Below are 22,989 nucleotides of genomic sequence, written 5' to 3' on the forward strand. Positions count from 1 at the left end.
GAAAACCTAGGCCGATGCGCTCTCGGGCGGGCCGTCGGAGAGATCGGCCACCCGCCGGTCCTCGATGTCCAGCACGAACTCCGCCGCGAGTTGCGCGATGTCCTCGGCGTGGGAAATCGGTGACCAGTGCCCGGCGTCGACCTCCCGCCGCCGCAGGTCGGGCGCCCACTTCTCGGTGTCCTCGTACCCGACGGGCCGCACCGCCTTGTCGTTCCGGTTCAGGATCAGCTGGACAGGAACGTCGGTGTACCGGTCGCGGGGCTTCCGCAGACACGTCCGGATGTTGGCGCGGTACAGCTTGAGGCCGTTGACCATGTCGTCCGCGAGCGTCGGCGCCGGACGCACCAGCGCGGGGTCGAGGCGGTCGAAGAATTTCAGGAACGCCGGCCAGTGCCGGGAGAACCACAGCCGCAGTGGCAGTGTCGCGAGGCCGGGGATCTGGAACAGAATGGTGTATCCCGACGCCACCGCCTGGGCGAGCGGCCCACCGAAACTACGGTCCGCGAAGCGGCGGCGCATCCACTTGCCGAGATGATCGAGGTTGGGCCCGGACACCGACGTGAACGACGCGATCCGCGTGCGGGCCCCCGGCTCGCACACCGCCTCCCACGCCTCCACCGACCCCCAGTCGTGGGCGAGCACGTGCACCGGTTCGCCCGGGCTCACGGCGTCGATCACCGCGAACAGATCGTCGGCCATCGCGGGCAGCCGGTAGTCCTCGACCCGGTCCGGAACCGTGCTCCGGCCTGCGCCGCGACTGTCGTAGCGGACCACCCGGAACCGCTCGCTCAGGAACGGCACCACCCGGCTCCACAGGTCGTGGGTGTCGGGCCAGCCGTGCACCAGCACGATCGTCTCGCCGGCCGGGTTGCCGTCCTCGAAGACGGCGAGGTCGACGGAACCGTTGGTGATCCGCCGGGCGGTGCCGGAAGTGGAGGGAGTCATGGGTGTCCTCAGGTCGTTCGGTGTGTCGGGAATCGAGGGGAACTACAGGTCGAGCACGAGACGGCCGCTGTCGGCGCGGGACACGCAGATCAGCATCTCGTTCTCCTGCTCGGCGTCGGTGAGCCGCGTCTCCCTGTGGTCCGGGGTGCCGGAGAGCACCTTCACCCGGCAGGTTCCGCAGAACCCCTGCTGGCACGAATACCCGACGCCGGGCATCGTCTTCCGGATCGTCGTCAGGGCGGATTCGTCGGCGGGCACGGTGAGCACCTCGCCCGTGCTCACGAGCTGCACCTCGAACTCGGTGCCGTCGAGTACCGGTGGCGCCCCGAATCGTTCGAAATGCAATGCGGTGGCCGGGCTTCCGGGGAATGCGCGGCGTACCGACTCGAGCATCGGCGTCGGCCCGCAGCAGTAGACGGCGCCGCCCGCCACGGCACGCTCCAGCAGCTCGTCGGCGGCCGGAAGTCCGTACTCGTCATCCGGTCGAATGAAAACCCTTGACTGATCGAAGGTTTCGATCTCTTCGAGGAAGGGCATCGATTCCCGGGACCGCCCGGAGTACACGAACTGCCAGTCCATTCCCAGTTCCCGTGCCGCCCGGACCATCGCCAGGATCGGGGTGATGCCGATGCCACCGGCGACGAACAGCGCGCTCCCCTCGCCCACGAACGGAAATCCGTTGCGCGGGCCGCGAACCGTCACCGACGTCCCGGGCTCGAGGGCATGCATCTCGAGGGATCCGCCGCCCCCGTCCGGGATCCGCCGCACGGCCACGCTGTAGCCCGTGCGGTCGGACGGATCGCCGCACAGGGAGTACTGCCGTCGCAGCCCCGACGGCAGATGGAAGTCGAGGTGCGAACCCGGATGCCACGCAGGCAGTTCCGTACCGTTCGCGGCCTCGAACCGCAGCCGGACGACATTCTCGTCCGATGCGACGACGTCGCGGTGGGTGACGACCAGGGTCATCGCGACATCGGGGTTGTGTCCGGCCACCACCGGGTCGTAGTCGTACGCGGTGAGGACCCGGAGGTACTTGGCGGCGACGGCCTCGGTGATGCGCATGGCACGATCCGGGCGCGGCCGCCCTTTGATGTCCGGGGGAGCGTCGTAGCGGGGCAGCCCCTGCCCGGTCAGGACCTCCCGCACCTGTGAGAGTTTCACCGTTCCGCCGCCTGGGCGGCAGGCGAGGACGCCAGGTACTTCACGGCCTGCGCCGTCGACCCCTCGTTGCTCGGGTGGTAGCGGCGCGTGAAGTACGTGGACATCCGCTTCGCGAGCTCGCGCGCGGTCGGCAGGGTGCCGCGTTTCCCGGCCGCGAAGAAGTCGGTCAGGTGCGGTTTGCGTCGGTGCGCCGACCACTGGGCGAGTTCGGGGTCGTTGCGCATGAGGTACCGGGTGCCGCGCACCCACAGCCACACGATGACCGGGGTCACGATCACCTGGGTGCGGATCCGCCGGGACTCACGCTTGTCGAAGTACCGCATGACGTCGTAGGCGACGGAGCGGTGTTCCACCTCCTCGGCGCCGTGCCAGCGCAGCAGGTCGAGCATCGTCGGGTGCATTCCGGCGCGGTCGAGGCCGTCGGCGTTGAGTACCCAGTCCCCGAGGAACGCGGTGATGTGCTCGATGGCGGCGATGACCGCCAGCCGCTCGATCAGGTAGTTCTTCTCACGGAGTCCGGTGAGGGGCCGCGGACCGAGGATCTTGGAGAACGTCCATTCCATCTGCTCGGTGAAGGGTGTCGGGTCGAGGCCCTTGTCCTTCAGGTGCACCAGCACCCCGGTGTGAGCGTTGGAGTGCATCGCCTCCTGCCCGATGAAGCCGACGACGTCGTCGCGGAGTTGCTCGTCCTCGATCAGCGGCAGGGCCTCTTTGAACGTGTCGACGAACCACTCCTCGCCCGCGGGCAGGAGAAGGTGCAGGACGTTGAGGACGTGCGTGCTGAACGGGTCGCCCGGGATCCAGTGCATCGGGAGGTTCGACCAGTCGAACTCGACGTTCCTGGCCTGCAGCAGGATGTGCTCGGGTTCGGGGATCGCATTCCGGTTCCGGGGTGCAGTCGGGGCGGACATCTCATTACTCCTTCGTGCCGGCCGCTGCGCCACGACGAAGGGTTGTGGCACAGTTCACTCGAACAACTCGGAGTAACTGTAACACCGGGTAATAGACAAAACTAGGGACCGAACGCCCGCTCCGGCCTATCCGTAGGTGTCCCGGGGACCGCGCCCACGGATGTGTCGTTCCCCTTTTCGCCAGCTCGGAGCGGTCGGGCCGGTGATCCGCAACGACTTCACCACCCCGTCGCCGACCGCCGCGGCGATCTTCGCGAGAATCTGCGACTGCATCATCCGGAGCTGTGTCGCCCACGCCGTCGACTCCGCGGACACGCTGAGGATCCCGTCCCGCAGGCCGGTCGGTTCGGCGTGCGCGGCGATGTCCTCGCCGACCACCTGCACCCACCGCCCGAGCACCGCGCCCTCCGACACCTTCGGAGACCAGCCCCGTTGCTTCGCGAGTGCGCTGGTCAGCGCACCGAACGGCTGGGGGTCACGGTCGTCCGGGCCGGGACCGGACCAGCCCCGACGACGACGCGCGCGCAGCGCCCGGACACCGGTACCCGACCGACGGCCCTGCCCGACGGATTTCCCGCTCGCCTTCGCCGCGGCGCGGGCCTCCTCGAGGGCACGACGGGCGAGATCGATGCCCTTCACTTCGGGCTCGGGTGTGCCCGCGGGTGTCGTCGACTCCGAATCATCCGTCACGGTGGTCCTCCATCTCTTCCACTATGCGCGAGATGCGTCCACGATCGGTGTCGCGGGCCTCCACACCGAACCGGACGGCGTCGAGCTCCTCCGGAACATCTTCCGGCACGGCAGCCGTGATCAGCACCTGTTCGGCGTCCGACGCCACCTTCGCGAGCGCGCGGCGGCGTCGGCGGTCGAGTTCGGCGAACACGTCGTCGAGCATGAGCACCGGATCGCTGCCGTCCGAACGCAGCAACGCGAATCCCGCCAGCCGCAGCGACAGCGCGAACGACCACGACTCCCCGTGACTCGCGAACCCCTTGGCCGGGGTGTCGCCGAGGTGCAGTTCGAGGTCGTCGCGATGCGGTCCGACGAGACACACTCCCCGCTCGATCTCCTTGGAGCGCATCACGGACAGCTCGTTCAGGAACCGCTCCTCGAGAAACGCGATGTCACCCGCCTCCGGCACCCGCGCCGGCTCGGTGAAGTCCGGCGGCAGCGAGGAGCCGAGACTCGAGCGGTACCGGATGCTCGCGGGCCGCGACTCGGGTGCCAGCGACTGGTACGACTCCGCCAGATGCGGGGCCAGATCGTGGACGAGACCCAAACGCCCGGCGAGCAGCTGCGCCCCGTGCGCGGCGAGGTGTCCGTCCCAGACTTCCAGTGTGGCAAGGGCACTCGCGCCGTCCTCGTTCGGCCGCCCGCCGCGGGCGGACCGGCGCAGCGCGCCGCCCGCCGTCTTGAGCAGCGCCGACCGCTGGCGCAGCACCCGGTCGTAATCGGCGCGCACCGCCGCCATCCGCGGGATGCGGGACGTGAGGAGTTCGTCGAGATAGCGCCGGCGATCACCGGGATCACCGCGGACGAGCGACAGATCCTCCGGCGCGAACAGCACCGTCTGCAGAATCCCCAGGATCTCCCGCGGCCGCCGGGTGGGCGACTGGTTGATCCGCGCCCGGTTCGATTTGCCGTCGTTCAACTCGAGATCGACGGTCAGTTCCCGCCCCGCGTTGACCACGGTGGCCCCCGCGAACGCCTGACCGGTGCCCGACCTGATCAGCGGAGCGTCCGAACTCACCCGGTGCGACGACAGGGTGGACAGATAGCCGAGCGCCTCGAGCACGTTCGTCTTGCCGTGACCGTTGGGTCCGACGAAGACGGTGCATCCCGGGCGTAACTCGAGACCGAGAGCATCCCAGGAACGAAAATCTCTGAGCGAGAGAGCGCGAACGAACACCTACGTTCCAGAACCGGCTTCTGCCTCGCCGGCAGCCTTCTTCACGGCGTGACCACCGAACTGGTTGCGCAGCGCCGAGACGGCCTTCATCGCGGGCGAATCGTCCTGACGGGACGCGAACCGCGCGAACAGCGCGGCCGAGATCACCGGTGCCGGCACGGCGTGGTCGATCGCCTCGAGCACCGTCCACCGACCCTCACCGGAATCGTCTGTGTACCCGGAGATCTCGGCGAAATCGGGATCTTCGCCCAGCGCCTTGACGAGGAGGTCCAGCAGCCATGACCGCACCACCGTGCCCTTGGACCATGCCCGCAGCACCGCGTGGACGTCCGTGACGAGGTCCTCGGCCTCGAGCAGTTCGTAGCCCTCGGCGTACGCCTGCATCAGCCCGTACTCGATGCCGTTGTGGATCATCTTCGCGTAGTGACCTGCGCCGATCGGGCCGGCATGAGCGAATCCGTCCGCCCGCTCACCCTCGGGCCGCAGAGCGTCGAAGATCGGCAGCGCGCGATCGACGTCCGCGTCGGACCCACCGACCATCAGCCCGTAGCCGTTCTCGAGTCCCCAGATACCGCCGGACACACCGCAGTCGAGGTAGCCGATGCCGCGGGAGCCCAGCAGTTCACCGTGAATCTTGTCGTCGGTATATCTCGAGTTGCCGCCGTCGATCACCAGGTCGCCGGTCTCGAGCACCGACGACAGCTCGGTGACCGTGTCATGGGTGATCTTTCCCGCCGGCACCATCACCCACACGACCCGCGGGGTCTCGAGTCGTTGCGCAAGCTCCGCCAGAGAGGCCACATCCGTGACCTCGGGGCGAGGGTCGTAGCCGACCACCTCGTGCCCGTGCGCGCGCAACCGCTCGCGCATGTTGAAACCCATCTTTCCGAGCCCGACCAACCCGATCTGCATCGTGATCTCCGTCCACTCGTGAGATTTCGTTCGGCAGTGCTGGTTTCGCCGTCGCGAAGACTCAGCCCGGCAGACGCACCGGCATCAGCAGGTACGTGTACGCGCTCTCCGGCGCCGCGAAGCTACCGGAGTCGTCGGGTTCGATCTCGTCCTCGGTGGCCGGACGCAGCACGGCCGGGCGGCTGGGGGTCGTGAAACCGAACAGCACATTTTCGCTGTGCAGCGAAGACAGTCCGTCGATCAGGTAGCCGGGGTTGAAGGCGATGGTGAGCGGCTCGCCCTGGAACATCGCGTTCAAGCCTTCCTCGGCACGGCCGGCGTCGTCGCCACCGGCGGACAGGAGAAGTCCCTCGGTGGAGAACTGCAGACGGACCTGCGCGCCACGCTCGGCGACGAGGGCCACACGCTTGATGGCCTCGACGAGCGGCGCGATCTCCACCGTGGCCAGCGCCGTGTGCTCGGACGGCAGCAGTTGCCGGAACTTCGGGAATTCGGCGTCCAGTAGGCGGGTGGTGGTGCGGCGACCGTCGTTGACGATGCCGAGGAGTCCGTCGTTGCCCACCGACGAACCCGAACCGAGAGCCAGTTCGACCGGCGAAGTGGCATCTCCTGCAAGTGTTTTCGCGGACTCGGACAGCGTCTTCGCGGGGATGAGGACGGCCGCGGTGGTGTCGGGGTTCGCCGGCGACCACTCGAGTTCGCGAACCGCGAGCCGGAACCGGTCGGTGGCCGCGAGGACGATGGCGTTGCGCTCGATCTCGACACGGATGCCCGTGAGCATCGGGAGGGTGTCGTCCTTGCCCGCCGCGACGGCCACCTGGCTGATCGCCTCGGAGAACAGGTCGGCAGGGATCGATCCGGTCTGCTGCGGCAACTGCGGAAGCTGGGGGTAGTCCTCGACCGGCATCGTGGGCAGCGAGAACTTGGCGCTTCCACAGGTGATCAGGACGCGGGTGCCCTCGAGCGTCACGTCGACCGGCTTGTTGGGGAGCGACTTCGTGATGTCGGCGAGCAGCTTGCCCGAGACCAGTACCTGACCGGCGCTACCGACCTCGGCTGCGACCCTGACCTGCGCCGATACCTCGTAGTCGAATCCGGAAACCGTCAATCCCTGCTCGGTCGCGTCCAGGAGGACACCGCCCAGAACCGGCACCGGAGGCCGTGACGGCAGACTGCGAGCGACCCATGCCACTGAATCAGCGAATTCTTCCCGGGAGACACGAAACTTCAGGCTTCCAAGCTCCATCGCCGGGTTGTTCCTCTCGGTAGGCACGGTTGATCGCCACGGTCGGGCCGTGACCACAGCACTGCAGTCTTTCACAGAGCAGCGATGCATAACCGTATGCCCTCGAGGACGAACTTGAAAGCCGAATGGTCCCGTCCTCGAGTCTCCGACGGAGGCCTGTGAACCGACGCGATCCCCAACCCTGTTTTCAAAGAGTTTTCTATAAGAATTAACGAGAAGTACTATTAGGTCCTGTGGAATCTGTGGACGAACGGCTGTAGACGCTGGTCGGTCCGCCTCGAGGAATGGGGAATTCTCGAGGACAAACTCGAGGACTAAATCGGCCCGCATGTGGACTACTCGAGGTTGTTCAAAGTTCTGCACGTTCTGTCCACAGGGATTCCACCTCATCCCCACACTTATCCACAAGTGTGCATGCTTTATCCCAGGTCCCGGCGTCGGCGTGTTGCACCGGTGTGTCGCGTCGGCCGCGGTTCGCCCGCGCCTCGAGTAGACCCTCGAGGACCGGCTCGAGCGGCACCTCGAGGACGCGCTCGAGCTCACCCTCGAGGACCGGCTCGAGGCACCCCTCGGGTCATTCCCGTGTCGACCGGGCACCCGGCACGCTGCGAGGCCCGGAGCGCAGCAGCCCGGAAACGGCCTGTGCCCCCGGTAGGCGGCTACCAGGGGCACAGGAGAGGCGGTGGGTGTCGACTACCTCTTGGAACGCTGCTTGATCCGGGCCGTCAACTCCTGGACCTGGTCGTAGACCTTCCGTCGTTCAGTCATCTCCTTGCGAATCTTCTTGTCCGCGTACATGACGGTGGTGTGGTCGCGGCCGAACGTCTGCCCGATCTTCGGCAGGGACAGATCGGTGAGTTCACGGCACAGGTACATGGAGATCTGGCGGGCGGACGCCAGCGGACGCGCCTTGCCGGGGCCGCAGAGGTCGTCGATGGACATGTTGAAGTACTCCGCGGTGACCGCCATGATCGTCGCGGCGTTGATCTCGAGACTCGACGAGTCCGGCATCAGGTCGCGCAGCACCACCTCGGCGAGCGTGAGGTCCAGGGGTTGCCTGTTCAGGGACGCGAAGGCCGTCACCCGAATGAGGGCACCCTCGAGTTCCCGGATGTTGCGTTCGATCCGGGAGGCGATCAACTCGAGGACGTCGTCGGGCACCTCGAGCCGGTCCATTCGGGCCTTCTTGCTGAGGATCGCGATGCGGGTCTCGAGTTCGGGAGGCTGGACGTCCGTGATCAGGCCCCATTCGAACCTGGTGCGCAGGCGTTCCTCGAGAGTCGCCAGTTGCTTCGGCGGTCGGTCGGACGACACGACGATCTGCTTGTTCGCATTGTGCAGGGTGTTGAAGGTGTGGAAGAACTCCTCCTGGATACCTTCCTTGCCCTCGATGAACTGGATGTCGTCGACGAGCAGCACGTCGGTCTCGCGGTAGCGGCGCTTGAACGCCACCTTGCGGTCGTCACGGAGGCTGTTGATGAAGTCGTTGGTGAATTCCTCGGTGGAGACGTACTTCACCCGCATGCCGGGGAACAGCCGCTGCGCGTAGTGGCCGGCCGCGTGCAGGAGGTGCGTCTTGCCGAGTCCCGAGGCTCCCCACACGAACAGCGGGTTGTATGCGCGCGCCGGTGCTTCGGCTATCGCGACGGCGGCGGCGTGGGCGAACCGGTTGGACGAGCCGATCACGAACGTGTCGAACGTGTACTTCGCGTTGAGGCTGTTGCCCCCCGTCGCCGCAGGTGCCGGGCCCGTGGGCGGCTTCGTGAAGTACGACGGCCAGGATTCGTGGACGCTGGCGATGGCCTCGCTGTCGTCGTCGACCTCCTCGAAGTCCGTCGTGTCGGTATACGGCTGATCTTCGGCGCCGAATCGGCGCCGCCGGTACGAACCGGAACTGGTGACGGACGGCTCGAGATGGCGAGGGGTGTGCACAGGTTCCGGTTCGGGCCTGCGCTCCCGGGTCGGGGCCTCGGATTCGGGTTCGTCGTCGACCGGGGCCGCGATGCGCACACCGAGGCCTTCCACCTGCTCACCGAGATGGCGGCCGAGCGCGTGCAGGATCGGCTCACGGAGATCCCGCTCGATCGCCTCCTGGGCGAACGGGGACGGCACGGACAGGAGCGCGAAGCCCTGGGCGAGTGTCAGTGGTTTGACGAGCGCCAACCACGCCTTCTGTCCCCTCGTCAACGGCGGCAGATCGCCGCCGGGCGAATCGGATGTGAGGTCGGCGACGACGTCGATCCAGATCCGTGCGAGCGCATTCGGATCGTCGTTCACGTGGTTCCTCTCCAGTGTTTCGCGGGCTCGGCGCCGGCGGTGCCGAGTCGAGATGTCGGTGCCGTCGTCGAGGTGGATTCGGGAGTTCCCCGACCTGGGGATGAACCCCGTACGGACCTACGAATATGCCATCTGAACTGTGTTTCCACACAATTATCCACAGATGTGGACAAAGCGCAGACGTCCCCCGTCGAGACGCCGTTGCGTGACGAAAAGTCCAGATTGAGCGCGCTGACCTGCGCCTATGCATGCGAAACCTGGATGAGCGGGTTCGAGGACCCGGGAGATGAAGGGTGTCAACAACCCTCGTGGCGATCCGAAGCGGCGCAGCATCTGTGCCCTGTGGATGAATTGTGGTGAATGTGCAGATGAGAACGCTGAAGTCGAGAGCTGGGCACTCGATCAGGGTTCATCGGCGAGACCATGCATAGACGCTAGCAACAGTGTCGGCAACCTCACAGCGGTTTGGCACATTGCAAGGTGGGGTGCAAGCATTTGTCGATCCTCGGCGTGTCGGTCCACCGATTCGCGGGGGAATCGCAGGTGAGCGAGTTTGACCTGACCGGGAGTGGTAAGTACTCTCGAACAGTCACCCTGTGGTGAGGTGGCGGTTTCGTGCTGGCTCGAGTCCAGTTTCGGAAGCGTTTCATCCCCACCTGTGGATGAACACCTGAGTTTTCGCCAATGTTAGATCCATGACGCCGGGAGGCGTCGATGAACTTCGAGGAGTGTTGACCGTGGCCAAGGGCAAGCGGACGTTCCAGCCGAACAACCGACGCCGCGCGCGCGTTCACGGCTTCCGTCTTCGTATGCGGACCCGTGCGGGTCGTGCAATCGTTTCGGCGCGTCGCCGTAAGGGCCGCGAATCCCTCACCGCCTGATCCCGACACTGGGTTCGGGAGCTCGGGGTGTTGCCTGAGCCGCACCGATTGCGTCGTCATTCAGATTTTTCGTTGACTGTGCGACGCGGTCGGCGGATGGGAAGACGCGACCTGGTTGTGCACGCATTCGACCGTGCACAGGCAGATGAGCTGGTGAGTAGCGGCGGTCCGCGATTCGGACTGGTTGTGAGTAAGGCTGTCGGGCCGGCGGTGATTCGACATCGAGTCGCACGCCGGCTTCGTCATATCTGCATCGACCTGGTGGACGTCGTTCCACAGGGAACCGATGTGGTGATTCGGGCTCTTCCGGGAGCCGCGACTGCAAGTAGCCGGGACCTGGAGAAGCAACTCCGTGCAGGTCTCCTTCGATTGGACCTTCTTGCGCCCGTGAGTAACTCCACATGAAAAGCGCACTTCACGAGTCGCGCGCCGACACGGCCGAGGGCACCTCCTCGGCCGCATCCGCATGGAAGTCGGTCCGTGCGCTACCGGCGCGCACCCTCATATTCTTCATCGAGCTCTACCGGACGTATGTGTCGCCTCTGAGGTTGCCGACCTGCCGGTTCATGCCGACCTGTAGCGAGTACGCGGTGGAAGCCCTGCGTACCCACGGGGCGATCAAAGGTCTTGTATTGACGGTGGTTCGGTTGGCCAAGTGCGCCCCCTGGCACCCTGGTGGGTGGGACCCGGTTCCCGGTGGGCCGGATTCAACCGACCGTCATGCGGGTAGCCGCCATTGCTGTCCGGCGAACGTGGACGAACAGAGGAGTACATAGAGCCGTGCTCGACTTCATTTACTATCCGGTGTCCGGGATCCTCTGGGTCTGGCACAAGGTCTTCGGTGCCATTCCCTTCCTGGGTCCGGACAGCGGAATCACGTGGGCGCTCTCCGTGGTGTTCCTCGTGTTCACGCTGCGTGCGGTGCTGTACAAGCCGTTCGTCAAGCAGGTCCGGACGACGCGCCAGATGCAGGAACTTCAGCCGCAGATCAAGGCTCTGCAGAAGAAGTATTCGGGTGACCGCCAGCGCCAGGCCGCCGAGATGCAGAAGCTCCAGAAGGAGCACGGGTTCAACCCGATCATGGGTTGCCTCCCGGTTCTCGCGCAGGCGCCGGTCTTCATCGGCCTGTTTCACGTGCTTCGCTCGTTCAACCGCACCGGCACCGGTATCGGTCAGCTCAGCATGTCGGTCGAGGCCAACGCGAACACGCCGAACTACTTCTTCAGCGTCGAGGACGTGCAGTCCTTCCTGAGTGCCCGACTGTTCGGTGCTCCCATCTCGGCCTGGATCACCATGCCGAAGGCGCAGCTCGATGCGTTCGCCGCATACGGTCCCATTCCCACGGTCCTGAACATTGCCGTCGTCGCGGTGCCGTTGATGGTCATCGCCAGCATCGCGACGCACTTCAACTCCCGCGCGTCCGTCGGGCGCCAGAGCCCCGAGGCCGCGGCCAACCCGCAGTCCGCGATCATGAACAAGCTCGCGCTGTACGTCTTCCCGCTCGGTGTCCTCGTCGGTGGCCCGTTCCTCCCGATCGCAATCCTCCTGTACTGGGTGAGTAACAACATCTGGACGTACGGGCAGCAGCACATCGTCTTCCGCCGCATCGACGCGGAAGAGGAAGAGAAGAAGCAGGCAGCTATCGCACGCCGCGCCGACAACGCCCCGAAGCCCGGCGCGCGCCCGGATCTCGCCAAGAAAAAGAAGAAGTCCGCGACCGCAACGGACGGTTCTTCCTCGGACGGTGAACCCGAGATCGTGGAGGGCGTGGTCGAAGACAACGCCTCCGATCAGGTGAGCGGTGACGGTTCGGCGTCGGGTACGTCGAAGCCGAAGCCCGGTGCCCGCCCCCAGTCCAACCGCGGAAAGTCCCCCAAGCGCAAGCGGCGCTGATTCAGAAAAGAGAACGAGCATGGCTACTGAGCCTGACATCGCAGTGGACGGAGATGAGACAGACGTGACTGCAACGACGCAGAACCCGGACACCGAGGTGGATTCCGATTCTGACGACTACCTGATCGAGGAAGGGGAAATCGCCGGCGACTACCTGGAGCAGTTGCTCGACGTCCTCGACTTCGACGGCGATATCGACCTGGACGTCGAGGGTGACCGCGCCGTGGTCAGCATCGACGGTGGGGACGACCTCACGAAACTGGTCGGTCGCAAGGGTGAGGTGCTGGACGCGCTTCAGGAGCTGACTCGCCTCGCGGTGCAGCAGGCAACGGGTGAGCGCAGTCGACTGATGCTCGACATCGCCGGATGGCGTGCCGGACGTCGAGCAGAACTCACCGAGCTGGGTTCGTCCGCAGCGCGTCGTGTTCTCGAAAGCGGTGAGCGCGAGGAGCTTGCTCCGATGACGCCGTTCGAGCGCAAGATCGTCCACGACGCAGTCGCGAAGGTCGATGGCGTGTCCAGCGAGAGCGAGGGCGCTGAGCCGTCACGTCGCGTGGTCGTCATCAAGGACTGATCCACAGGAGCATCACCCAGGCGGGCTCCCGGACTCACATCCGGGAGCCCGCCTTCTTTTGTCACCCTGGTCGTGTGCCGTCACTCTGGATCACTTTCGTTTCACGTGAAACACCGACCCCTCCCCTCCCCCACCGAGAGTCCGGTGTCTGCAGTGAGATTGCGATCGAGGATTGCGGTCATCCTCGGCATCGCCGGAAGATTCCTTCACTACTCCCTGCCTCGAGAGAACCGCGTTGATCGTCCACGGGCGATATCGGTTCGGCTGCTCGACCCACGCCAGGAGCGGTGGACGAGGGCAAGAGTGCAGGACCCAGAGATGTCCTGAGACACCGCCCGCTCACGCGACCCGACGTGGCGCGATGAGTTTCGACGCCTCCCGAAGTCCACACCATCGAGCGGACCGAACCGCGCGGCCGATTGGGATGGAGCGAGCGATGAGCGAGGACGAACGACAGATTCGGAATCTGATCGAACGGTGGGTCGAGGCTGTGCACGACGGTGACATGGCCGGGGTTCTCGCGGACCACTCCGACGACATCGTGATGTTCGACGTGCCACCGCCCTACGAGGGTGCGCGCGGGATCGATGCGTACCGCGAGACATGGCCACCGTTCTTCGAATGGCAGGCGCAGGGCGCGCGATTCGAGATCGTCTCACTGGAGGTGACAGCCGGCGAGGACGTCGCGTTCGGCCACGCGCTCCTGCGCTGTGGAATGGAAGCGGAAGTCGCCGACAATCCGGAGAACCGGCTTCGGCTGACGGTGGGGTTGCGGAAGGAAGATGGTCGTTGGGTCGTTGCGCACGAGCATCACTCCTTTCCTGACACGAGTGTCTGAAGCCGGCAAGTGCGGTGCCTCGGGCCGCCATTCAGTGTTTTCACAGATTTTTAGGTTGTAGGTTCACCCACCCAGCCATACCGGGAAGTTTCGTCACTGTGATGATTGCGAAGTCGGGAATCACCGAAGTGATCGACCGGGTGTCAGCCATTGTGTAGGCATGGGTGGGCCCTTCCGGTGAAGGGCATCGGTTCGGCGATCCGTCGCCGGAACTCCGCCGCCCTCTCGGGGCGCCGCGAGGTGGTGCGGAGTGGTGCGCGGAACACGGTCAGTGATCTCCCGTCTGTTCCACGTGAACGCCGGGTTGTGTGTTCCACGTGAAACCGCCCGCACCAACCGGGTGCAGTGCTGCCGAGCGTTGTGGGCTATTCGTCCGGTCGGCGCAGAGTCCCGAACCAGGTATGAGCCGTCGGCCGCCGTTCCACGTGAAACATCCGGACGGCGATCTCCCCGTCGTTGATTGGCGGAATCCGCGGCGGGTCGCGTGCGCGAGATCGTCGCTCCGAGCAGATTCGCGTGGCCGTGGGGTGTGAACGGACCCAACCCCTCCCCTCCCCCGCCGGGAGGGGTGCGGCTCGACACTGTTCCGGCGTTGCGCGTTCGAGTTGACGGACATACGCGGGAGTGAGGGCGGATAATGGAGAGGCTGTGTTTGTTGATTTCGCGTTGTTCGCGGGAGGATGTTTCACGTGGAACCGAATGGTGGAGAGCCGGCCGAATGGGACGAACAAGCGGCGGCACGCCAGGTGTTCGGTGAACGATTCGACATTGCTGAGCGCTACTACAAATCGCTGGCGACGGACGGTGTCGAGCGAGGGTTGATCGGTCCGCGGGAAGTCCCGCGTCTGTGGGAGCGACATCTCCTAAACTGTGCCGTCGTCGGTGAATTGATCGCCGAGGGCGAGTCGGTGGTCGATGTGGGAAGCGGCGCCGGATTGCCGGGGATCCCGCTCGCGATCGCACGGCCGGATCTTCGGATCACCTTGGTCGAGCCGCTACTGCGCCGCTCGGTGTACCTCGCCGAGTTCGTCGAATCCAACGGACTGGACGTGCTCGTGGTGCGGGGACGAGCCGAGGAGTCGGGTGTCGTGAAGGAAGCAGGCGGCGCCGACGTCGTGACGTCGCGCGCCGTGGCCCCTCTGGAGAAGTTGGCGAAGTGGTCGCTGCCGCTCATCCATGAGCATGGGAGAATGCTCGCATTGAAAGGTTCGAGCGCCGCCGAAGAGATTTCCCGTGACCGCGCTTCCCTGACTCGGTTGGGTGCTGGCAAGCTGGATATCGTGGAATGCGGAGTGGGACTGCTTCCTGTCCCCACCGTTGTCGTTCGGGCAGAGCGGGTGCCGAAACGCCGTCAGCGTCGATGACGATGGGGACGGTGGATAGCGAGTGAGTATGTCGAGTAACGAGCGATTCCCAATTGAAGGAGTAGTCAATGTCGGGTGGGCCTGAATCCGCCGTTTCACGTGAAACAGTTTCACGTGAAACCGACCATCGATCCGACCAGGCGACGAGCTCCGAGAACGGAGACGACGGATTCACGGCCCCCTACAACGGAATCTCCGCGGCGGAGACTCCCATCGGCGCCGCCGCGCATCGCGCCAGCCAAGTGCTGCATCCGCATTCGGTGACGCTGCCGAAGCCACCCGAACGGCGCATCCTCACGATCGCCAATCAGAAGGGCGGCGTGGGTAAGACGACCAGCGCGGTCAATCTTGCGTCCGCCCTGGCGGTGCAGGGACTCACGGTTTTGGTGATCGACCTCGACCCGCAGGGCAATGCGAGCACCGCATTGGGGGTCGCCCACCATTCCGGGGTGCCCTCCAGCTACGAACTCCTTCTCGGCGAAGTGACGGCCGCGGAGGCGATCCAGAAGAGCCCGCACAGCGATCGGCTCTTCTGCATTCCGGCGACCATCGACCTCGCCGGCGCCGAGATCGAGTTAGTGTCCATGGTCGCCCGCGAGGGGCGCCTCAAGGGCGCGTTGTCGGCTAAGGCTCTCGGTGAGGTGGACGCGGACTTCATCCTCATCGACTGCCCGCCCTCGCTCGGACTGCTCACCGTGAACGCGATGGTCGCGGCCAAGGAAGTCCTGATTCCGATCCAGTGCGAGTACTACGCACTGGAGGGTGTGGGACAGCTTCTGAGGAATATCGAGTTGGTGCAGGCGCATCTGAACCCCGAACTCCACGTGTCGACGGTCCTGCTCACGATGTACGACGGGCGCACCAAATTGGCCGACCAGGTAGCCGAAGAGGTCCGTAACCACTTCGGTGACGCCGTCCTCCGTGCTGTGATCCCCCGCAGCGTCAAGGTGTCCGAAGCCCCGGGGTACGGGATGACTGTGCTCGACTACGACCCCGGATCGCGGGGCGCGATGAGTTACCTCGACGCGGGACGTGAACTCGCGGCACGCAGCGCAAAGACCACGAAGCAGGAGCAGCGATGAGCCAGACGCGCAAGGGTGGACTCGGCCGGGGACTGGCTGCGCTCATTCCTACCGGACCGGCCGCGGGTCCGGGTCTGGGCAACGCCGCCGCCGACGTCGTTATCGGGGCGGATCGCCGCAACGTTCTGACGGCTCCGGCACCGAACTCGTCGGACTCTGCGACCGACGAAGACACGGCGCCTGCGTCTACGGGAAAAACGTCGTCCAAGAGTAAGGGTGACAAGAACGGCGCCGCCGCAACGTCCGGCAACGGCGCGGAACCCCTCCCCTCCCCCACCGGAGCGGTGTACCGGGAGATCGCTCCCGACCTGATCGAGCGGAACCCCAAGCAGCCACGCCAGGTGTTCGACGACGACGCTCTCGCCGAGTTGGTCCACTCGATTCGTGAGTTCGGTCTGATGCAGCCGATCGTGGTGCGCCCGATCGACGGCGGCAAGTTCCAGCTCGTCATGGGTGAGCGTCGGTGGCGTGCCGGCCAGGAAGCCGAACTCGAGACGATCCCGGCGATCGTGCGCGAGACCGGTGACGACGCCATGCTCCGAGACGCCCTCCTGGAGAACATCCACCGCGTCCAGCTGAACCCACTCGAAGAGGCGGCGGCGTACCAGCAACTGCTCGAAGAGTTCGAGGTGACCCACGAGGAACTGGCCGCGAAGATCGGTCGCTCGCGTCCGGTCGTCACGAACATGATTCGTCTGCTCAAGTTGCCGATTCCCGTGCAACGCCGGGTGGCGGCGGGTGTCCTGTCCGCCGGGCACGCTCGCGCGCTGCTGTCGCTCGAGGCGGGCGCCGACGCGCAGGAAGTGATGGCGGCGCGGATCGTCGCCGAGGGGATGTCCGTCCGCGCGACGGAGGAAGCGGTGACGCTCGCCAACCGCAGCGACGACCAGGTGCAGCCTGCGCAACGACGCAAGCCGATCCAGATGCCGGGTCTGCAGGACGTCGCCGAGCGACTGTCGGATTCGTTCGACACTCGGGTCACCGTCAGCCTCGGCAAGCGCAAGGGGAAGATTGTGGTCGAGTTCGGTTCGGTGGACGATCTTCAGAGGATCGTTGGGATGATGGAGGCACAGAAGGCCGATTCGTGAGCGCCTGAGAGAGGTAGAAGTACCCACGGAGGATCCGTCACTGTGACGGTGATCGCCGGCGGACCGACTGCAGCGAAACTATCGGGGGCGAAAAATATTGAATACCAGAGGATGTCGCATGATCTGCGGTAGTGACATTGGGAGGCTGAGCTAGCCCGTGTCGACTCACGTCACATCGCTCACTCTCGACGGCTTGGACAAGCTCTCCGCCCACGCCCGCCGCTGTGTCTTCTGGGAAATGGACCCGGCAGCCATCCACAGCTCCCGCGGCTTCTGCGACCAGGAGTTCGAGAAGGAAGCCTGGCTCTCGATGGTCATGCTCGAGTGGGGCTCGTGCGGACAGGTCGCCGTCATGGACGGCAAGCCCGTCGGCAGCGCGCTCTACGCTCCCCCGCGCACGGTGCCCCGCGCGCAACTCCTCCCGACCGCCCCGGTCGGCGCCGACGCCGTCCTCCTCACCAGCCTCCGGCTCGAGCCGGCCGGCGAGGAACAGAATCTGGGAACCACGTTGATCCAGGCCGTGGTGGCCGATCTGGTGCGCCGCGGTGTCCGTGCGCTCGAGGCGTTCGGGATCCGCGACACCGAGGGATCGGGACTGGTCGACACGCACGGGGTGGCGTCGGCGACCGCGGCCCGGGAGTGCTCCCCCGAGGAGTGCATGATCCCCGCCGATTTTCTCGAGGACAACGGATTCGAAATCGTCGCACCCCATCACCGGTTCCCGCGCCTGCGGCTCGAGCTGAACCGGGATCACGGGTGGAAGGAAGACGTGGAGGCAGCGCTGGAGCGGCTGATTCACACCGCGTCGGTGAGCATGGTCGACATCGGGGAGCGCACACCCGTCGGAGCGCACTGAGCGCTCACGGCGGGTGGTCAGGAACGTTCGGAGGCCGACAGCTCTTCGGCGAGCAGCTCGGCGAACGTGAACGTACCGGTGGGCTGATCGTCCTGACCGAGCAGGTACAGCCGCTTCACGGAGATGAGGATCGCTTCGGCGATGGCGTCACGCGCCCGCGGGTTGGACAGCACCGCGGCATCGAGGTCGTTGGTGAGGTACCCGAGGTCGATCTGCACGGTCGGCATGTTGGTGAGGCGCAACAGATCCCAGGTGCGGCCGTGGGTCCGGCAGTCCTGCAGCGGCGTGCGGGCCACGATCTCGCGCTGGATGAACCCTGTGAGAACCTGGCCGATCATCGACGTGGAACCGTGTGAGTTGCCGAAGTGAAAGCTTGCGACACCGTTCGCGGACGGGCTGACGTTGCCGTCGCAACGCAACGAGATCATCAGGTCGGCATCGAACGCGTTGGACGTGGACGCACGCTCGATGTCCGTGGGATTCGCGTGGTACGGGCGGGACAGGAACGTTTCCATTCCGGTCGCGGCCATGCGGCCCTCGAGGCGGCTGGCGAGGTCCCACAGGATGTCGGACTCCGAGATCGTGCCGTACGGGGAGCGCACGATGGTGCCGTAGGTGTCGCCGCCGAGACCCGGGTCGATGATGATCCGCTTGCCGCTCAGCTGGGGGCCGGAGCTGCGCACCATCTCTTCCTCGCTCATCGCGTGCGGCGAGCCACCGGTGACACGGGTTCCGAGCAGTTCGAGCGACCGGAGGGTGGCGGGACCGCAGATGCCGTCGGCGGCGATACCGATCTCCCGCTGGAACGAGGACAGTGAGTCGTGGGTCTGCGGTCCGAAGAATCCGTCGACGCGGCCCACGTAGAAACCGAGGTCCTGCAGGCGGGTCTGCAGGGTGGCGACGTCATCGCCGTAGAGCGGCGCGGACAGCTGATAGATCAGCGTCCGGGCCCCGAGACGGTAGGACGCCTCTTTCATGGACCGGTAGGTGGCGGGACCCACGATTCCGTCGACGAGAAGCCCACGCTGCTGCTGGAAGGCCCGCACGGCGCTGTCGAGATGGTGATCGAACACGGCGTCGGGGGCGATCCAGTGTGAACCGTTGGCGCTCTCGCGTCGGGGGCCGCCGACACCGTTGTGGAGGAATCCGAGACCGGCCAGAGTGCCCCGAATCTCAGCGACGGCCGGACCGGTGTCGCCGTGACGGAGTCGGTGCATGTTTCAGGGCCTCTCAGTCCGATTCAAACGAGTCTCGGTACAAACAAAACGATCGATGTGCCCGGTCGGTCTAACTGATGCGACTGGAGCACATCGATCGATTGTCTCAGAGATTCCCACAAAATCGGGAATCGCGCCGGGTGTTCAGGTGTCGATCAGAGAACGTCGGCGAGCTCTTTCAGCAGCGCAGCCTTGCCCTTGGTGCCGACGATCGTGTTGATCGGCTTGCCGTCCTTGAACAGGATCAGCGTCGGAATCGACATGACCTGGAAGTCGCGGGCGGCACCCGGGTTGGCGTCGATGTCGAGCTTCGCGATGGTCAGCTTGTCGCTGTGCTCACCGGCGATCTCCTCCAGGACGGGGGCGATCATCTTGCACGGGCCGCACCAGGTGGCCCAGAAGTCGACGAGGACGGGCTTGTCGCTGGAAATGACGTCCTGCTGGAACGAATCATCGGTGATGGTGACGGTATTCGACACGGGGATTTCCCTTACTCGAGGTGGGTGTGTGGGGGTGCTCAGGCGTCGACCGGTGAACCGGCGGCGGCCACGGTGTTGGCGGTGATGTCGCCGCGCTCGGCCAGCCAGCGCTCGGCATCCATCGCCGCGGAACATCCGGTGCCTGCGGCGGTGATCGCCTGCTGGTAGATGTGGTCCACCAGGTCGCCGGCGGCGAAGACGCCGTCCACGGAGGTGGCGGTGGTCGGGTTCTGGACGATCACGTATCCGGCGTCGTCGAGGTCGACCTGACCCTTGACGAGTTCGCTGCGCGGGTCGTGTCCGATGGCGACGAACATGCCGGTGACGTCCAGCGTGGACGTCTCGCCGGTGACGGTGTCGCGGATCACGAGGCCGGTGACGCTGTTCTCCCCCAGCACCTCGACGGGCGCGGCGTTGGTCACGAATCGGATCTTCGCGTTCGCCTTGGCGCGTTCGAGCATGATGCGGGACGCACGGAACTCCTCGCGGCGGTGCACGACGGTGACGCTGCGAGCGAAGCGGGTGAGGAAGGTGGCCTCCTCCATGGCGGAGTCGCCGCCGCCGACCACGACGATGTCCTGATCCTTGAAGAAGAATCCGTCACAGGTGGCGCAGGCGCTGACGCCGCGGCCGAGCAACTTCTCCTCACCGGGAATCCCCAGGTAACGGGCTGCGGCACCCATGGCCAGCACGATGGCGTGCGCCTGGTAGGTCTCGCCGTTCACGACGACCTTCTTGATCGGGCCCGTGAGGTCGATCTCCTCGACGTCCTCGGTGCGGATGTCGGTGCCGAAGCGCTTGGCCTGCTCGCGCATCTGGTCCATCAGGTCGGGTCCCATGATTCCCTCACGGAATCCGGGGAAGTTCTCGACCTCGGTGGTGGTCATGAGGGCGCCACCGAACTGGGTCCCCTCGAATTGCAGCGGTTCGAGTTCCGCGCGCGCCGCGTAGACGGCAGCGGTGTATCCGGCAGGTCCCGAACCAACGATGATGAGTTCATGAACCGTCGATGGAGTGGTCATGCGGGCCTTCCGGTAGTGAGGGGTGCTCAGTCGTATCGATCAACACCAGACTAAAGGGTGTTGTTCCCGGGCTGCAGGTGATACCGGTCGCTCCCCTCTCGGCACCCTGATCAGCGCAGAGTCTCCCGGATGACGCAGTGTGTGCCCGTGTAGATGGTGGGCATGCATTTGTTGCAGTGGATGCAGAGTCCCTCGGGCACGTGCTGGTCGTGGAACTTGTTGACGAGGTCGGGGTCACGGAGCAGGGCCCGGGCCATCGCGACGAAGTCGAAGCCCTCGCCGAGGGCGTTCTCGATGGTGTCGAGCCGGTTGATGCCGCCGAGGAGGATGAGTGGCATCGACAGCGCCGCACGGAACTGCCGGGCCATCGGGAGAAAGAACGCCTCCTCGAACGGATAGGTCGGAAAGATGCGCGGCCCGTACACCTTCAGGCCCCAGCCAACCAGTTTCGGCTGGGAGGCAACGAATTCCGCCATCGGGACGTCGCCCCGGAAGAAGTACATGCCGTTGAGCAACGAGCTGCCGCCGGTGAGCTGCAACGCGTCGAGGTGCCCATCTGCTTCGAGAAGCTGGGCGATGCGCAGGCTGTCGTCGAGCCACAGCCCCTTCGGGACACCGTCCGTCATATTGAATTTCGCCGTCACGGCCACCGAGTCGTCGGCGGCGCGGCGCACCCGTTCGATCACCCGGCGGGGGAAGGCGGCCCGCCGCTCGAGGCTGCCCCCGTACTCGTCCGTGCGTCTGTTGAGATTCGGGCTCATGAACGAGCTGAGGAGATAGTTGTGCCCGAGGTGGACCTCGATGGCGTCGAAGCCGGCGTCGACGGCATTGCGCGCCGCGTCCTCGTAGTCGACGGTGACCCGATCGAGTTCGTCCTTGGTGGCAGCCTTCACCAGGCCCATGGCTGGTGGGCTGAGGCGGGTGGATGGTGCGAGTGTCTTCGTGCGGTTGGACAGGGTGTTCGCGACCAGTCCGGCATGACCGATCTGCGCCGCGACCAGTCCCCCTTCGGCGTGGACGGCGTCGGTGAGCCGGCGCAGGTCGGCCACGTGGGCGCGGTCGAGCACGAGGGTGTTCGCCTGGACGCGTCCGCCGGGTGAGACCGCGCAGTACGCGACGGTGGTCAGGGCCGCGCCGCCGCGAGCGACCTCGGAGTGGAAGTCGACGAGCTGGTCGGTGACCCGCCCGCGCGGCATGACACCTTCGAACGTCGCTGCCTTCACGATGCGGTTGCGCAGAGTCAGGGGGCCCAGTCGAGCCGGTTCCCAGATGCCGGGGCGCGGTGCCGGAACGGTCATGGTGGTCTGCCTTCGGGTGGAGTTGGGGGTGGGTGTTCGGAGGGGTGTGTGCTCAGGCGAAGGTCGCGGCCAGCGCGGCGCGGGCCGGACGCCAGGTGAGGCCCAATTCCTCCCGGGTTCGGGAGTCGTCGGTCGGGGTGGCCGAGGTGAGGAGCCAGGCGGCCTCGTAGCTGAGTCCGGCGCTGAGCGGGGTGAGCTTGCCGATCACGTCGGCGACGCGGCCGAACGTGCGAAAGGCTCCCCCGGACAGCGGGATGCGACGCAGACGCCGGCCGGACGACTGTTCGAGGATGTCGACGATCTGATTGAACTCGACGAGTTCGCCGCCGCAGACGTATCGGCGCGGTCCGCGGCCGGGGTGCATCGCGGCGGCGTGGACGGCGGCCACGTCCCGCACGTCGATCATCTGCATGCCGCCGTCGAAGCGAGGTGCCACCCCGCCGCCGACGATCGCGCCCCAGCCCTGTTCGGTGACACCGGTGGTGGAGCCGAGGCCGGGGCCGACGACGCTGGTCGGGTAGGTGATGACGACGGGCGCGCCGGCGTCCTGGAGTGCTCGGGCGATGCGGTCGGCGGCGGCTTTGGTGCGGCCGTATGCGCTGCGCCCCGCCGCGGTCGGACTGTCCGGTCCGATGACGGGGTCGGGTGACGGAAACAGCGCGCTGAAACTCGCCACGTGGATGATCGGATCGAGTCCGAGGAAGGCCGCGCGGGCGAGGATCGCGGCGGTGGCCTGGGTGTTGATCTCCCACATCAGCTGTTCGCGGCGATCGTCGGTGCCCACCACCCCGGCGGCGTGGAGCAGGGCGTCGCAGCCGTCGAGGAGGCGCGCCACCGTCTCGGCGTCCCGGATGTCGCCGGTGACCTGCTCGATCCGCGCGGCGCCGGTTCCGGCCGCTGCGAGCAGAGCGTCGGGGGTGTCGGCGGGCAGCACCAGCAGTCGAACCGTGTGGCCGGCGGTGAGGAGCGCCAGCGTGGTGTGGGCGCCGACGTATCCGGTGCCGCCGGTGACCGCGATCTTCATGTGTCCGTCCCG

The 22,989-nt window shown here is 66.0% G+C and carries 23 protein-coding genes; 10 read left to right on the plus strand and 13 right to left on the minus strand.

Features of this window, described 5'->3' with window-relative positions; genetic code table 11:
• Positions 1 to 6: 6 nt before the first annotated feature.
• The 8 genes from ACFTWF_RS03295 to dnaA form a co-directional block, all read right to left on the minus strand.
• Complete coding sequence (locus ACFTWF_RS03295; RefSeq protein ID WP_378459850.1) at positions 7 to 945, minus strand: alpha/beta fold hydrolase; 939 nt, start codon at positions 943 to 945, stop codon at positions 7 to 9.
• A gap of 42 nt (positions 946 to 987) precedes the next feature.
• Positions 988 to 2,106, minus strand: coding sequence for a PDR/VanB family oxidoreductase (locus tag ACFTWF_RS03300; RefSeq protein WP_378459851.1), 1,119 nt, complete (start codon positions 2,104 to 2,106; stop codon positions 988 to 990).
• Positions 2,103 to 3,017, minus strand: a complete 915-nt coding sequence (locus ACFTWF_RS03305; protein WP_378459852.1) for a metal-dependent hydrolase — start codon at positions 3,015 to 3,017, stop codon at positions 2,103 to 2,105. Before ACFTWF_RS03305 ends, ACFTWF_RS03300 begins: the two co-directional genes overlap by 4 nt.
• Positions 3,018 to 3,143: 126 nt before the next feature.
• Entirely contained in the window at positions 3,144 to 3,707 is a 564-nt protein-coding gene (locus tag ACFTWF_RS03310) for a DUF721 family protein (protein WP_378459853.1), read from the minus strand.
• The gene (recF, locus tag ACFTWF_RS03315) at positions 3,697 to 4,926 is read right to left on the minus strand and encodes a DNA replication/repair protein RecF (RefSeq protein WP_378459854.1); all 1,230 of its coding nucleotides are present in this window, start codon (positions 4,924 to 4,926) and stop codon (positions 3,697 to 3,699) included. Before recF ends, ACFTWF_RS03310 begins: the two co-directional genes overlap by 11 nt.
• Complete coding sequence (gene gnd / locus ACFTWF_RS03320) at positions 4,927 to 5,844, minus strand: phosphogluconate dehydrogenase (NAD(+)-dependent, decarboxylating) (protein ID WP_378460198.1); 918 nt, start codon at positions 5,842 to 5,844, stop codon at positions 4,927 to 4,929.
• 55 nt (positions 5,845 to 5,899) lie between these two features.
• On the minus strand, positions 5,900 to 7,084 hold the full coding sequence (gene dnaN, locus ACFTWF_RS03325) for a DNA polymerase III subunit beta (RefSeq protein ID WP_378459855.1): 1,185 nt from the start codon (positions 7,082 to 7,084) through the stop codon (positions 5,900 to 5,902).
• Between the two features lie 693 nt (positions 7,085 to 7,777).
• A complete protein-coding gene (gene dnaA / locus ACFTWF_RS03330; RefSeq protein WP_378459856.1) occupies positions 7,778 to 9,361 on the minus strand; it encodes a chromosomal replication initiator protein DnaA in 1,584 nt (527 codons plus the stop codon).
• Positions 9,362 to 10,098: 737 nt separating this feature from the next.
• On the opposite strand from dnaA, the gene rpmH reads away from it, so the two are divergent.
• From rpmH to ACFTWF_RS03380, 10 genes are all read left to right on the plus strand, one after another.
• On the plus strand, positions 10,099 to 10,242 hold the full coding sequence (rpmH, locus tag ACFTWF_RS03335; protein WP_005263481.1) for a 50S ribosomal protein L34: 144 nt from the start codon (positions 10,099 to 10,101) through the stop codon (positions 10,240 to 10,242).
• A 27-nt stretch (positions 10,243 to 10,269) separates the two neighbouring features.
• A complete protein-coding gene (gene rnpA / locus ACFTWF_RS03340) occupies positions 10,270 to 10,647 on the plus strand; it encodes a ribonuclease P protein component (RefSeq protein WP_087554933.1) in 378 nt (125 codons plus the stop codon).
• Positions 10,644 to 11,018, plus strand: coding sequence for a membrane protein insertion efficiency factor YidD (gene yidD, locus ACFTWF_RS03345; RefSeq protein WP_378459857.1), 375 nt, complete (start codon positions 10,644 to 10,646; stop codon positions 11,016 to 11,018). Before rnpA ends, yidD begins: the two co-directional genes overlap by 4 nt.
• Before the next feature lie 4 nt (positions 11,019 to 11,022).
• Positions 11,023 to 12,135, plus strand: a complete 1,113-nt coding sequence (yidC, locus tag ACFTWF_RS03350; protein WP_378459858.1) for a membrane protein insertase YidC — start codon at positions 11,023 to 11,025, stop codon at positions 12,133 to 12,135.
• A 19-nt stretch (positions 12,136 to 12,154) separates the two neighbouring features.
• A complete protein-coding gene (locus ACFTWF_RS03355) occupies positions 12,155 to 12,709 on the plus strand; it encodes a protein jag (protein ID WP_185726700.1) in 555 nt (184 codons plus the stop codon).
• A gap of 436 nt (positions 12,710 to 13,145) precedes the next feature.
• Positions 13,146 to 13,547 (plus strand): nuclear transport factor 2 family protein, encoded by a 402-nt coding sequence (locus ACFTWF_RS03360; RefSeq protein WP_378459859.1) that lies wholly within the window; start codon positions 13,146 to 13,148, stop codon positions 13,545 to 13,547.
• 680 nt (positions 13,548 to 14,227) lie between these two features.
• The gene (gene rsmG, locus ACFTWF_RS03365; RefSeq protein ID WP_005249117.1) at positions 14,228 to 14,911 is read left to right on the plus strand and encodes a 16S rRNA (guanine(527)-N(7))-methyltransferase RsmG; all 684 of its coding nucleotides are present in this window, start codon (positions 14,228 to 14,230) and stop codon (positions 14,909 to 14,911) included.
• Between the two features lie 68 nt (positions 14,912 to 14,979).
• Positions 14,980 to 15,993: a ParA family protein gene (locus ACFTWF_RS03370; RefSeq protein ID WP_378459860.1), complete on the plus strand. Its 1,014-nt coding sequence runs from the start codon at positions 14,980 to 14,982 to the stop codon at positions 15,991 to 15,993.
• Positions 15,990 to 17,081, plus strand: a complete 1,092-nt coding sequence (locus ACFTWF_RS03375; protein WP_378459861.1) for a ParB/RepB/Spo0J family partition protein — start codon at positions 15,990 to 15,992, stop codon at positions 17,079 to 17,081. The genes ACFTWF_RS03370 and ACFTWF_RS03375 overlap by 4 nt, the downstream gene beginning before the upstream one ends.
• Before the next feature lie 157 nt (positions 17,082 to 17,238).
• Entirely contained in the window at positions 17,239 to 17,937 is a 699-nt protein-coding gene (locus tag ACFTWF_RS03380) for a GNAT family N-acetyltransferase (protein WP_185726697.1), read from the plus strand.
• A 17-nt stretch (positions 17,938 to 17,954) separates the two neighbouring features.
• On the opposite strand, the gene ACFTWF_RS03385 is transcribed toward ACFTWF_RS03380, so the two are convergent.
• The 5 genes from ACFTWF_RS03385 to ACFTWF_RS03405 form a co-directional block, all read right to left on the minus strand.
• A complete protein-coding gene (locus ACFTWF_RS03385) occupies positions 17,955 to 19,154 on the minus strand; it encodes an N-acetylmuramoyl-L-alanine amidase (RefSeq protein ID WP_378459862.1) in 1,200 nt (399 codons plus the stop codon).
• A 155-nt stretch (positions 19,155 to 19,309) separates the two neighbouring features.
• Positions 19,310 to 19,633: a thioredoxin gene (gene trxA, locus ACFTWF_RS03390; protein ID WP_005249122.1), complete on the minus strand. Its 324-nt coding sequence runs from the start codon at positions 19,631 to 19,633 to the stop codon at positions 19,310 to 19,312.
• 38 nt (positions 19,634 to 19,671) lie between these two features.
• Positions 19,672 to 20,655: a thioredoxin-disulfide reductase gene (gene trxB, locus ACFTWF_RS03395; protein ID WP_378459863.1), complete on the minus strand. Its 984-nt coding sequence runs from the start codon at positions 20,653 to 20,655 to the stop codon at positions 19,672 to 19,674.
• Between the two features lie 110 nt (positions 20,656 to 20,765).
• Positions 20,766 to 21,953, minus strand: a complete 1,188-nt coding sequence (gene nox, locus ACFTWF_RS03400) for a 4,4'-dithiodibutanoate disulfide reductase (protein WP_378459864.1) — start codon at positions 21,951 to 21,953, stop codon at positions 20,766 to 20,768.
• Between the two features lie 52 nt (positions 21,954 to 22,005).
• Positions 22,006 to 22,977, minus strand: a complete 972-nt coding sequence (locus ACFTWF_RS03405) for an NAD-dependent epimerase/dehydratase family protein (RefSeq protein WP_378459865.1) — start codon at positions 22,975 to 22,977, stop codon at positions 22,006 to 22,008.
• Positions 22,978 to 22,989 lie beyond the last annotated feature (12 nt).

The organism is Rhodococcus sp. NPDC056960 (genome assembly GCF_042674125.1).
GTDB lineage: Bacteria > Actinomycetota > Actinomycetes > Mycobacteriales > Mycobacteriaceae > Rhodococcus_F.

Excerpts from the sequence above, each read along its gene's own strand:
- ACFTWF_RS03295 (WP_378459850.1), bottom strand. The coding sequence starts at position 945 with ATGACTCCCTCCACTTCCGGCACCGCCCGGCGGATCACCAACGGTTCC.
- ACFTWF_RS03305 (WP_378459852.1), bottom strand. The coding sequence starts at position 3,017 with ATGTCCGCCCCGACTGCACCCCGGAACCGGAATGCGATCCCCGAACCC.
- dnaN (WP_378459855.1), bottom strand. The coding sequence starts at position 7,084 with ATGGAGCTTGGAAGCCTGAAGTTTCGTGTCTCCCGGGAAGAATTCGCT.
- yidD (WP_378459857.1), top strand. The coding sequence starts at position 10,644 with ATGAAAAGCGCACTTCACGAGTCGCGCGCCGACACGGCCGAGGGCACC.
- ACFTWF_RS03355 (WP_185726700.1), top strand. The coding sequence starts at position 12,155 with ATGGCTACTGAGCCTGACATCGCAGTGGACGGAGATGAGACAGACGTG.
- ACFTWF_RS03360 (WP_378459859.1), top strand. The coding sequence starts at position 13,146 with ATGAGCGAGGACGAACGACAGATTCGGAATCTGATCGAACGGTGGGTC.
- rsmG (WP_005249117.1), top strand. The coding sequence starts at position 14,228 with ATGTTTCACGTGGAACCGAATGGTGGAGAGCCGGCCGAATGGGACGAA.
- ACFTWF_RS03370 (WP_378459860.1), top strand. The coding sequence starts at position 14,980 with ATGTCGGGTGGGCCTGAATCCGCCGTTTCACGTGAAACAGTTTCACGT.
- ACFTWF_RS03375 (WP_378459861.1), top strand. The coding sequence starts at position 15,990 with ATGAGCCAGACGCGCAAGGGTGGACTCGGCCGGGGACTGGCTGCGCTC.
- ACFTWF_RS03385 (WP_378459862.1), bottom strand. The coding sequence starts at position 19,154 with ATGCACCGACTCCGTCACGGCGACACCGGTCCGGCCGTCGCTGAGATT.
- trxB (WP_378459863.1), bottom strand. The coding sequence starts at position 20,655 with ATGACCACTCCATCGACGGTTCATGAACTCATCATCGTTGGTTCGGGA.
- nox (WP_378459864.1), bottom strand. The coding sequence starts at position 21,953 with ATGACCGTTCCGGCACCGCGCCCCGGCATCTGGGAACCGGCTCGACTG.
- ACFTWF_RS03405 (WP_378459865.1), bottom strand. The coding sequence starts at position 22,977 with ATGAAGATCGCGGTCACCGGCGGCACCGGATACGTCGGCGCCCACACC.